Raw genomic sequence first — 11,402 nt, forward strand, 5'->3', positions numbered from 1 at the left:
GTGTCCATTGGCTCGCTTCGCTCACAGTGCCTTGGCTATCAGGTCCGCGTACGACTCCGCCTCCTCGGTGGAGTCGTACTTGGTGCGCGGCCAGAAGAAGCCGCGCAGCCCGTCCTTCCTGTTGCGCGGCACGATGTGCACGTGCAGGTGGGGCACGCTCTGGCTGACGCGGTTGTTCATGGCCACGAACGTGCCGGCGACCTGCAGCCCCTCCTCCACCGCCCGGGCCACGGCCTGCACCCGCTCGAAGAACGGCCCCACGTCGGTCAGGTCGGCGAGCGTCTCCACGTGGATCCTCGGCACCACCAGCACGTGCCCCTTGAAGACCGGCCGGACGTCCAGGAACGAGACCGCGACCTCGTCGGAGTGGACCATGGTCGCCGATCGCTCACCCGCGATGATCTCGCAGAACAGGTCAGTGCTCACCGCCCGACCCTATCCGCCTCATCCGCGGGGCCGCCCCGCCCGCTCGGCGAAGGCCGTCCAGCTCGTCACGTTGGGCGCCGACCACTCGGCGGGGGCGTGCAGGAAGTGCTCGCCCACCCGCTCGCGCAGCCGCTGCGGCACCTCGGCCACCTTGGCGCCCCGGCAGTGGTAGACCAGCCCGCCCGCGCGCTGCCCCATCGCCATCCACGGCAACCACGGCGAGACCCGGCACCACGAGAACACGCACGGCACGTCCGGCACGCCCGAGTCCAGGTCCTTGGCCGAGGCGAAGAACTGGAACAGCTCCATCGCCCGGTAGGTGTCGTTCGCCGAGTTGTCGGGGTAGTCGGCGACCTTCAGGGGCGAGGGGTAGGCCAGGCGGATGTCGATGTTGTAGACCACCTGGTCGCCCAGGCGGGTCGTCGGCACCGGGTAGGCGCCGAGCCGCTGGTTGACCGGGTCGTTGAAGACGTGCTGCACCTCGACCGTCCGCTCCGTGAGCGGGTTGTCCCAGGTGTCGAGCACCTCCCTCGTCTTCGGGTCGAGGTAGAGGGCGGCCTCCCTGGTCAGCAGCTGCCAGCCGCCGTCGGCCTCGACCGCCCTGGCCACGTTCAGCCCCTCGAACCCGAACAGGTGGTGCGGCCCGCCGTCGTCCTGCCAGCCGTACACGTCGCCGGTCCAATAGGAGATGGTCTCCGCGCCGTCGGAGGAGGCGCGCACCCGGATGAAATCCATGATCCCCACAGTAACCGGGCGGCGCTCTACTTGACCGATACGGTGAAGACGGCCTCGCCCGACTGCTGCCTGCTCTGCTCGTCCGGTGGCGTCGTGGCCTGGCCGCACCGCCAGCAGTCGTACAGTTTGATCTCCGTCGTGCCCGGTCGCTTGCTGTTGAAGACGAAGTAGGTCGTGCCCCCGGCGCCGACCCCGCCGCCCTCGGTCTTGTGCTCCTCGCTGATGAACGAGGCGACCTTCGGGTCCGGCACGGCGACCAGCTTCCACTCGTCGCCCACCGACGGGTTGTCGGCGACGGCCAGCGAGAAGCGCTGGCCGGGGCGCAGCTCGACGGGCACGGTGGTGCCCTTGGCGCCCTTGACCACCGTGCCGAAGTCGCTCACCGCTGAGCCTCCGCCGCACCCGGCCGCCAGCAGGGCGAGCGTGGCGGCGGCGATCGTTCGACGCATCACCACGGCAGGGTATCTGCCAGTGCGGGCGCCGGCCGTACCCGTCCCCTTCTACCGGCGCGTGTGGCGGTTGCGCCGCAGCATCATGCGGCGGACGACGAAGGCGATCACGGCGCCGGCCGCGGCGACGAGCAGCACGGGCCGCTTGCGCGCCTGCCCGGCGGCGTCCTTCACCTGGTGCGGTGTGCCCTCGCGAACCTTGCCCGCCACCTCGGACGCCTTCTCCTTGACGGATCCGGCCATGCCCGCGGCCCTGTCCTTGGCGGTCTCGGCCACATGGGCGGCCCTGGCCTTGACGTCGGCCTTGGCCGCCAGCGCCCCGACGGTCTCGCCCAGCTCCCTGCGGGTTTCCTCGATCTCTTTGCGCACGTTGCCCTCCTCGTGGTGACCTGTCCCGCGTGCCGTCTCACGCGTGTGGTGCGTCCTGCTGTGGTGGTGATGACGCGGCGACTCCGCCTCGGCCCACTCCCGTTCCAGGGCCTGGGCACGCTCGTCGTCGTAAGGGGGTTCGGGGGCGAATGTCTCGTGTGCCGTCCGCTCCTCCTCCACCCGCCGGGCGTTCTCGGCCGCGCCCGGCCTGGTCGGCGGCACGTTGATGGACTCGCGTTCGGTCGGCGTGCCCACAGTCTGCCTGCGGGCGCCGACGTTTCCGGCATATTGCTCGCTGTATCCAGGGTCGGTCTCGCTCATCGCCGCGCCCTCTCCTTGACCATGTCGATGTCGGCCCTGACGCTCGCGATGGTCTCCGACGGGACGGGCGGCCCGGCGCGTCGCACCTGACCCTTACCGACCAGGCCGAGCAGCGCGGCGATGACGAAGAGCAGGCCCGCCACGATGGCGGCGGCGGCCCACGCCGGCAGGACCAGGGCCAGCAGCAGAATGACGGTGGTCACGAGTGCGGCGCCGCCGAAGAACGCGGCCATTCCCGCCGCGCCGAACAGCCCCGCTCCGAAGCCCGCGCGCTTGCCTTTTTCCGCCAGCTCCATCTTCGCCAGGCGGAATTCGTCCCTCACGAGCCTGGAGAACTGCTCGGAGAGGTCGTTGACCAGCTTGTGGGTGTCGTTCACAACGTTCGCCTCCTCGCTGAGGAAGGCGACTACCCAAACGAACGGCCTTCTATCATGCGGTTTTACCGCTTGGCGACCTTGAGCAGAAATCCGAGGGCCGACAGCACCGGGTCTTTCTGCACTTCGCACCAATTGTCTGGCTGCTTGGGCTTGCTCCACGGAGAGGGGAGCTCGCACGAGGGAGCCTGCGGCTTGGGCCGCTCACACCACGATCCGGGAGGGTTCATACCAATATGCTACAACTTCAGGTGGGGCTTATATAAGCCTTTCCTCACCTCTTGCGCAGATGAGGTGGATTAGCGCCGCCACCCTCCGGTAGGGGTCGGTCCGGCCCGCGCGTTCCTCCACCGCCAGAATTTCGTCAATCTCCTCGGGGACGGGCGCTCCGTCCGGCGCGGCGTCGCAGAACACCCGCACGCCGTACCACTGCGGCACCTCCAGCCCCTGCACGGCCAGCCGCCGCGTGAGCTCGTCGAGCCGGTCGGCCCTGGCGGGGACGCCGAGCCGATTGACGTAACCGGTGCCCTCGAACGCCTGCAGCGCCCCCGCCCAGTCGCCCATGAGCCCGTTGCGCATGGCGAGGGCGTCGCCGTTGCGGACGAGGAGCGAGAGCCGGCCGCCTGGCGCGAGGAGGCGGGCGAGGTCGGCGAGCAGCGGGTCGGGGTCGTCGAAGTACATCAGCACGCCGTGGCACAGGACGATGTCGAAACTCCCCGGCCCGAACAGCTCCCGCAGCCGCCCTGCCTCGGCCTGGACCGTCCGGATGCTCATGCCCGGCTGGATCCCGGCCTCCAGGAGGCGGAGGAGGTCGCGGGAGGCGTCGAGGGCGGTGACGTGGTGGCCCCTGGCGGCCATCCTGAGCGCCTGCGTGCCCTGGCCGGAGCCCACGTCGAGGATGCGGCAGGGGGTCTTGGGGAGGTGCGCGGCGAGCTGGCGGGTGACGAGGTCCTGCCGGACAACGTCCCGCAGCGCCCCCAACCGGGCCGCCCACCTGCCCTCTGCCCCTGAGAACCTCATGTGCAGGATCCTAGGCGGACCCGATCTTCCCCTCCTCGCGGGCCCCCGGCCGCAGGCGCGGCGGCGGGGAGCCGCCGACGCGGTAGCCTGCCGGGGTGCTGGTACACGGGGTCTGGGCGGCCGGCGGGCTCGCCTTCTGGGCGGAGATCGCCGAGGCCGGCGACGCGTCCTCCGGGGCCGCCCCGCGCCGGCCGCAGCGCCATCCGACGGGGCCCGCGCCCCACCCGTTCGCCTCCCCCGCGTCCGGCGTCGCCGCCGCGCTCGGCCTCGACGACCCGCCGTCACGGACGCTGGAGCTGCTCCTGCCTGGCTCGGCCAAGGAGCCGCTGCCCTCGCCGGAGACCGGCCGGCTCGCGGAGACGACCCGGCCGCGGCTGCGCCTCTGGCAGGTCCCCGTCGTGGTGCCGACCGTCTCGGAGGCCCTGCACGTGCTGGACGGGCACACCGGCACCGCGACCATGCGCCACTGGGCCGCCGTGGCGGCCTTCGCCCGCGACCTCGTACGCCGGGGCCGCGTCATCCCCCAGCTCGTCCCTTCCTCTGCGGGTGGCCGTGAGCCCGAGGACTCGATGGCCATGTGGGCCGTGCCGGAGGCCGACGCGCGGGCCGTGTGGCGGCCGGTGGTGACCGGGGCCGACGCCGGCTACTTCCGGGAGCTGGCGCTGGCCATGCCGCCCGCGTGCCGTACCTCCCAGGTCGAGCGGCCGTCCGCCGGCGTCCTGCTCGACGCCCTTGAGACGTTCGCCGACGCCCTCGTCCGCCAGACCCTCACCGAGCCGCTGGTCGCCCGGCCCAGGACGCTGCACGAACGCTGGCTGGCCGCCCTGACCGGCGCCGCGCCGCAGTGCCCCGACCTGCCCGGGCTGCGCGAGGAGCTGGAGCGGTGGCACGAGAGCGTCGCGTCGGCCGAGGGCGCGACCCGGGTGTGCTTCCGGCTGCTGGAGCCCGCCGACACCGAGGACTGGCGGGTCGAGCTGGCGCTGCAGGCCGCCGACGACCCCAGCCTGTACGTCCCCGCGGCCCACGTCTGGACCGGCGAGACGGTGACGGGGCTGCCCGGCAGGCCCGAACGCGACCTGCTGGCCGGGCTGGGCCGGGCCGTCCGGCTCTACCCGGAGCTCGACCGCGCCCTGCGCGGGCCCACGCCGAGCGAGCTGGCGCTGGACACGGCCGGCGCGTTCGGGTTCCTGCGGCAGGCCGCGCCCCTGCTGCAGGCGGCCGGGTTCGGGGTGCAGCTGCCCCGCTGGGCCGGGCGTACGAGGCTGGGCCTGAAGCTGACCACCAGGGCCAAGGCGCAGACGGCGGCCACCGGGCAGGGGTTCGGCATGCGGGAGCTGGTCGACTTCCGCATCGACCTGGCGGTGGGCGACGAGACGATCAGCGAGGCGGAGCTGGCCGAGCTGGCCCGGCTGAAGGTGCCGCTGGTCCGGGTGCGCGGCCAGTGGGTGGAGCTGGACGACCGGCAGCTCAAGGCCGCGCTCAGGGCCGTGGAGGGCGCCCGTACGGGGGAGGCGAGCGCCGCCGACCTCCTGCGTCACGTGGTGCAGGAGGACGACGCCGAGCTGCCGCTGCTGGAGATCGACGCCGACGGCGTGCTCGGCGACCTGCTGTCCGGCCAGGCCGAGCGGCGGCTGACGCCCATCGCGACCCCCGCGGGGCTGGACGCCACGCTCAGGCCCTACCAGGAGCGCGGCCTGGCATGGCTCAGCTTCCTGTCGGAGCTGGGCCTGGGCGGCGTCCTGGCCGACGACATGGGGCTGGGCAAGACGATCACCACGCTGGCCCTGCTCGTCCACGAGCGGGCCGGCGCGCCCACGCTGCTCGTCTGCCCGATGTCCCTGGTCGGCAACTGGCAGCGGGAGGCCGCCAGGTTCGCGCCCGGCCTGCGCGTCTACGTGCACCACGGCAGCGGGCGCGACGCGGCGCTGATCCCCGGCGCCGATCTGGTGATCACCACGTACGGCACCGCCCAGCGCGACCTCGAGACGCTCAAACGGCACGAGTGGCGCAGGGTCGTGTGCGACGAGGCCCAGGCGATCAAGAACAGCGGCACGCTCCAGGCCCAGGCCGTGCGCTCGATCCCCGCCGGCGGCCGGCTCGCCCTCACGGGCACCCCGGTCGAGAACCACCTGGCCGAGCTCTGGTCGATCATGGAGTTCGCCAACCCGGGGCTGCTGGGGCCGCGCTCGCGGTTCAGGACCCGCTTCCAGGAGCCCATCGAGGCCCAGCAGGACGAGCAGGCCGCGCGGGCGCTGAAGCGGGCGACGGGGCCGTTCATCCTGCGCCGCGTCAAGACCGACAAGTCGATCATCTCGGACCTGCCGGAGAAGCTGGAGGTCAAGGAGTGGTGCCCGCTCACCACGGAGCAGGCCACGCTCTACCAGGCGGTCGTGGACGACATGCTGGCCAAGATCGACGACAGCGAGGGCATCGAGCGGCGCGGCCTGGTCCTGGCCACCATGGCCAAGCTGAAGCAGGTCTGCAACCACCCGGCCCACCTGCTCAAGGACGGCTCCCGCCTGGCGGGCCGGTCCGGCAAGCTCACCCGGCTGGAGCAGCTGTCCGAAGAAATCCTGGCCGAAGGCGAAAAGGCCCTGCTTTTCACGCAATATGCGGAGTTCGGCACCATGCTGCAGCCGTACCTCGCCCAGCGGCTCGACACCACGGTCCTGTGGCTGCACGGCGGCCTGCCGAAGAAGACCCGCGACCGCCTGGTCGACCGGTTCCAGAACGACGAGGAGCCGATGCTGTTCGTGCTGTCGCTCAAGGCGGCCGGGGTCGGGCTCAACCTGACCGCCGCCAACCACGTCGTCCACGTGGACCGCTGGTGGAACCCGGCCGTCGAGGACCAGGCCACCGACCGGGCGTTCCGCATCGGGCAGCGCAAGAACGTGCAGGTGCGCAAGCTCATCTGCGCGGGCACCCTCGAGGAGCGCGTCGACCAGATGATCGAGCGCAAGAAGGCCCTGGCCGAGCGGGTGGTGGGCACCGGGGAGGACTGGCTGACGGACCTGTCGACGGAGGAGCTGCGCGAGGTGTTCAGGCTCACGGCGGAGGGGGTGGGCGGATAGTGCCGGACTGGTTCCAGGCCACCAGGCCGATCAAGGTCGAGGGCGGCATCAGGGCCCGCACCCAGCGCGGGACCATCGGCTCCACGTGGTGGTCCAGGCGTTTCATCGACATCCTGGAGCGCGTCTGCGACAAGGGCCGGCTCTCGCGGGGCCGCGCCTACGCGCGCCAGGGCCAGGTCCTGTCGATCGACCTGTCCCCCGGCGAGGTCAGGGCCGCCGTCCAGGGCTCGCGGCGGGAGCCGTACGCGATCGTGGTCAGGATCGAGGCGTACGACGAGCGGCGCTGGGCCGTCATCGAGGAGGCGATCGCCGAGCAGGCCGTCCACCGGGCCAAGCTGCTGGCGGGAGAGATGCCGCCGGAGATCGAGGAGCTGTTCGCGGCGCTCGGGATCGACCTGTTCCCGCGCGATCTCGACATGGACTGCTCGTGCCCCGACTGGGGGTTCCCGTGCAAGCACCTGTCGGCGGTGCTCTACCTGCTGGCCGAGTCGTTCGACGACGACCCGTTCCTGGTGCTGGCCTGGCGCGGCCGGACCCGGGAGCAGCTGCTCGGCTCGCTGGCGGAGGACGCGCCCAGGCTGGAGGTGCGGGACGTGCCGTTCGCCGACCGGCTGGCCGACTTCTACGCGCCCGGCGCCACGGCGCACCGGCCCGAGCGCCGCCCCGCGGCCGCCGCCCCGGACCTGCTCCTGCGCGTCTTCCCGCCGCCCGCCGACCTGGCCCGCGCGCTCACCCCGGCGTACCGGCGGCTCGCCGGCTCCTGAGGCTCCGGGTGGTCAGCGGTCCTCGAAGGAGGAGGGCACCATCACGCGCACGCCGTTGGGGACCACGCGCAGCCGGATCGGGGTGCGCAGCCGTACCTCGCCGTCCACGTCGGCCGCCATCGGCGGGTCGGTCTCCAGCAGCATCTCCCGCCCCACCACGAACGGCCCGCCGGCCATGCTGCGCCACCGCCCGGTGGTCGCCCTGATCAGCGTCTCGCCGAGCAGGCGCAGCTTCTTGCCCGAACCGAGCTGGTAGGCCACCAGCATGCCGTTGTCGATGCTGATGTCCTTGGCCACCTGCCAGCCGCCGTGGAAGCGGCCGTTGGCGATGTTGAGCTGGTGGGTGAGCAGCTCGTGGCGCTGCCCCTCGACCGTGATGTACGCGCGGAACGGCGTGTGCCCCGGCAGGATCGTCAGAGCGGTCAGCGGGTAGGCCGGGCGCCCCACGATGCGCTTGAGCCACGGCTTGACCTTGCCCGCCACCTCGACGGACACCCCGAAGCTGGCCAGGTTGGCGAACGGCCGGTCGTCGGCCATCCCCAGGTCGATGTCGGCCACCTTGCCCTCGGCGAACACCCTGATCGCCCCCGCCAGGTCGAGCGGCAGGCCGAGGCTGCGGGCGAAGTTGTTGGTGGTGCCCAGCGGGAGCACCCCGAGCGCCACGTCGCGGTGGGCCACATGGCGCACGGCCGAGGAGAGCGTGCCGTCGCCGCCGCCCACGACGAGCAGGTCGGGCTCGGTGGCCAGGGCCGCGTCGAGCAGCTCGCGCAGCCGCTTGGGGTTGTAGACCGACAGCTCCACCAGCGGCTCGAAGCCGAGGTTGTGGATCTGCTCGATCACCTCGAAATAGTGGCGGCGGCCGCGGCGCGAGCGAGTGTTCACCACCACTGCCACCTTGCGATCTCTCCGGATCGCCTCGGTGTGCTCGTCTTTGGTGCGCAATTCGCTCATGGTCATCAATGGTAGGTGCAGACCGCGCTGCCTAGGGTCGGCCGCCGGCACGCGGAAGGCCGCCGGGACACCCCGGCGGCCTTCTTGATCGTTACTTCTTCGGCGGGACGACCTGGACGATGGCGCCCAGGTTGCCCGGAAGCGGGCTCACCAGCTTGAACTGCACGCCCAGCGCCTTGCCCTCGTCACCGGGGTTGCCGGTGCCGAGCACCGAGCCGGCGGCCACCTGGCCGTACAGCTCCGTGGCGGGGGTGCCGTCCTGGTGCACCACGCGGCTGCTGTACGTCTGGTCACCCTTCGACGGCACGACCGCCGAGGCGTCGAAGTCACGGTAGTAGAGACCACTGCCGATCAGCTCGAGGCCCGGGTACCAGGTCTTCGCGTCGGTGAAGGCCGGGACGCCCTTCTGCGCGGGCAGGTCCGTGCAGTACGCGCTGAACGGCTCGTCCGCCGCCTCCAGGCACTCCTTGAACGGGTACGTCTTGCCGAACCCGAACGCGGCGTTGGACGACTGGACGCGTCCCTGGAGGTTCTTCTGCAGCGTCGGGTCCTTCTCGGCCGCGGTCCCCGTGCGGCGCAGCGGGTCGAAGTGCGAGTCCACGACCAGCAGGCTGCCCTTGGGACCGAGGCTCGGCGGGAGCCGCAGGGTGTCGCCGACGTTGTTGTTGATGAACGTCGAGTCGCGGTACCACACCAGCAAGCCCGGCGCGTTGTACTTCAGCTTCTGCACCTTCCACGCCCCGTCGCGGGAGTAGTCGGTGTCGTAGGCGTACTGCAGGCCCTTGTCGAAGCCGTCGAAGTTGCGCCACTCGGCCAGGTAGAACCGGGAGATCTCGCGACTGCCGTTGTTGCGGGTCCAGCCGGTGCCGCTGGTGTTGGTGAACGTGCCGCCGACGGCCTTCCACCCGTTGTCGCCGTTCTCGACGTCGTCGCTCCACACGGCCGTGCCGCCGTTGGTGAGCTGGAAGTCGTCGGCGTGCCAGCCGCGCTCCTGGAAGGCGGCGTCGGTGTTGTACGTCATCCGCAGCTTGATCGTCTTGCCGGCGAACGGCGTCAGGTTGACGTAGTCGTGCCGCCAGCCGCCGCTGTCACCGGTGAGGCCGTACTTCTTCTCGCCGAAGGCGTGCAGGTTGTTGTTCGGGTCCGGATAGTCGTCGGGCGTGCTGACCTCGGCGCCGGCCTCGTCGAAGACCTTCTGCTGGGCCCAGGTCTGGCCGCCGTCGGTCGAGACCTCGACGAAGCCGAAGTCCCAGTCCTGCTCGATCACGTAGTTGTTCCACATCCACAACTTGAGATCGGTGCCGGCGGGGACTGGCAGGTCGCGGGTCACCGTGAGGTTGGCCCAGTCCTGGTCGAGGCCGCTCCACCAGGCGTTCGAGCCGCTGTGGGGGTCGATCATCTTGAGCGGCGTGGAGGCCAGGTTGACCCGGACGCCGTCCTCGGTGAGCTTGGGCGTGCGCGAGGACTGCCCGACCGTGACGATCTTGGAGGCGTCGCCCGGGTTGAACGTCTTCGGGTTCGCCCAGCCGAGCACCCACTTGTCCCACAGACCCATGTGGGACGGCATCGACTGGAAGATCGGGCCGGAGTGGGAGCCGCTGGACATCAGGTCCCAGAAGTCCACGGCCGAGCTGGCCTGGCCCGAGGTGTCATACAGGTCGGGCAGGCCCAGGTCGTGGCCGTACTCGTGGGCGAAGACGCCGACGCCGGAGTCCTCGGGCTGCACGATGTAGTTGGAGATCTTCTTGTCGGTGCCGGGGATCTTGTAACCGCCGGCGACCGCGCTGGAGTGGGCCCAGATCGCGTACGTGCCCTCGGCGCCGCCGTCGGACGACTTGTCCTTGCCGGCGTGCACCAGCACCAGGTGGTCGATCACGCCGTCGGGCTCGTTGAAGTTGCCGTCACCGTCGGCGTCGGCGACGTCCTCGACGTCGTAGTCCGCCCACGGGAAGCTCGGCTGGGCCTTGACCAGGCTCTCCACCACGTCGATCGGCAACTGCTGGGCGCCGCGCGGGTTGTCGGGGTGGCCGGACATGTCCTGCGGAGGAGCGCCGCAGGCCGCGGCGCCGTACCAGGCCTCGGAGTGCGGGACCTTGATCCAGCCGGCCGCCGAGCCGGTGACGGAGTAGGCGCCCTTGGACATCTCCTCGTACATCTTCTTCATCGTGTAGCCGGAGATGTCGATGCCGGGCTTGCCGTCGCGCGGGTCCTTCAGGTCGGGGCGGACGCGCTCGGTGATGCCCTTGTCGGTGTAGAGCATCTTGTTGAAGTGCTCGGGGCTGAAGTCCTTGACCCAGAAGGAGTTGTTGTCCTTGTGCGGCAGCGTGGCCGGGTTGGGGATCTTGTTGTGGAGGGGCCCGTTCTTGAGCGTGCCGGGCGGCTCCACCACGCAGTCGTTCGCGTCGCTGTCGGTCGTGCGCGGCCGGTTGAAGCCCGAGAAGTCGTCGTTGGCCTGCTCGTTGAACTCGACGAGGATCGTCAGGAGCTTGGCCGTGCGGGTCTGCTTGGAGTTCTTGAAAATCCATTCAGCGGGATTGCGGCCGGTCCTGATGGCCTCGTTCTCGCGGGCGGCGAGAATGCGGCCGGCGGCCGGATTTCCACTGGTGAACTTGCGGTCGAACTTCTGTGCCGGACTGAGCGAGCGCTGGTTCTTGTCGTTGACCGACGGCTCCTGCGGGTCCTTCTCGACCGCCGGAGGAGCGTAGTTGATGTAGTAGTCCGCGGCGGTGGGCTCGTAGTTCGCGACGGACGCCGCCTGAGCCGTGGGCGCGGACAGGGCGGCGCCGAGAAGGGCGACCGCCGGCAATGCTGCTAATAAGCGCTTCGTGCTGGGCACCAGGAACCCTCTCTGCCCGGGGTCGCCGGGCGCATGGCCATAGGGGTGTGCAATGCCGGACGTTAGAGGGTGCTTCAACGAATAGT

General features: G+C 70.9%; 10 protein-coding genes. 2 read left to right on the forward strand and 8 right to left on the reverse strand.

Annotation, left to right across the window (positions count from 1 at the left end; genetic code table 11):
• Window positions 1–21 precede the first annotated feature (21 nt).
• The 6 genes from ACWEPL_RS00280 to ACWEPL_RS00305 form a co-directional block, all read right to left on the reverse strand.
• Entirely contained in the window at window positions 22–426 is a 405-nt protein-coding gene (locus tag ACWEPL_RS00280; protein WP_452434423.1) for an HIT family protein, read from the reverse strand.
• Window positions 427–444: 18 nt separating this feature from the next.
• Window positions 445–1,161, reverse strand: coding sequence for a DUF1838 family protein (locus tag ACWEPL_RS00285; RefSeq protein WP_363965359.1), 717 nt, complete (start codon window positions 1,159–1,161; stop codon window positions 445–447).
• 26 nt (window positions 1,162–1,187) lie between these two features.
• Window positions 1,188–1,610: a protease inhibitor I42 family protein gene (locus ACWEPL_RS00290; RefSeq protein WP_397365473.1), complete on the reverse strand. Its 423-nt coding sequence runs from the start codon at window positions 1,608–1,610 to the stop codon at window positions 1,188–1,190.
• A 51-nt stretch (window positions 1,611–1,661) separates the two neighbouring features.
• A complete protein-coding gene (locus ACWEPL_RS00295) occupies window positions 1,662–2,300 on the reverse strand; it encodes a DUF3618 domain-containing protein (RefSeq protein ID WP_452434425.1) in 639 nt (212 codons plus the stop codon).
• Window positions 2,297–2,677, reverse strand: a complete 381-nt coding sequence (locus tag ACWEPL_RS00300; RefSeq protein ID WP_363965363.1) for a phage holin family protein — start codon at window positions 2,675–2,677, stop codon at window positions 2,297–2,299. Before ACWEPL_RS00300 ends, ACWEPL_RS00295 begins: the two co-directional genes overlap by 4 nt.
• Before the next feature lie 255 nt (window positions 2,678–2,932).
• A complete protein-coding gene (locus tag ACWEPL_RS00305) occupies window positions 2,933–3,694 on the reverse strand; it encodes a methyltransferase domain-containing protein (RefSeq protein ID WP_350722209.1) in 762 nt (253 codons plus the stop codon).
• Between the two features lie 95 nt (window positions 3,695–3,789).
• Between ACWEPL_RS00305 and ACWEPL_RS00310 the strand changes: the two genes are divergently transcribed.
• On the forward strand, window positions 3,790–6,765 hold the full coding sequence (locus ACWEPL_RS00310; protein WP_452434427.1) for a DEAD/DEAH box helicase: 2,976 nt from the start codon (window positions 3,790–3,792) through the stop codon (window positions 6,763–6,765).
• Complete coding sequence (locus ACWEPL_RS00315; protein WP_363965367.1) at window positions 6,765–7,529, forward strand: SWIM zinc finger family protein; 765 nt, start codon at window positions 6,765–6,767, stop codon at window positions 7,527–7,529. The genes ACWEPL_RS00310 and ACWEPL_RS00315 overlap by 1 nt, the downstream gene beginning before the upstream one ends.
• Before the next feature lie 12 nt (window positions 7,530–7,541).
• Here ACWEPL_RS00315 and ACWEPL_RS00320 read toward each other — a convergent pair whose 3' ends face one another.
• Window positions 7,542–8,480: a diacylglycerol/lipid kinase family protein gene (locus ACWEPL_RS00320; protein WP_350722214.1), complete on the reverse strand. Its 939-nt coding sequence runs from the start codon at window positions 8,478–8,480 to the stop codon at window positions 7,542–7,544.
• Between the two features lie 91 nt (window positions 8,481–8,571).
• On the reverse strand, window positions 8,572–11,286 hold the full coding sequence (locus ACWEPL_RS00325) for an immune inhibitor A domain-containing protein (RefSeq protein WP_452434429.1): 2,715 nt from the start codon (window positions 11,284–11,286) through the stop codon (window positions 8,572–8,574).
• Window positions 11,287–11,402 lie beyond the last annotated feature (116 nt).

Source organism: Nonomuraea sp. NPDC004186, from assembly GCF_053603495.1.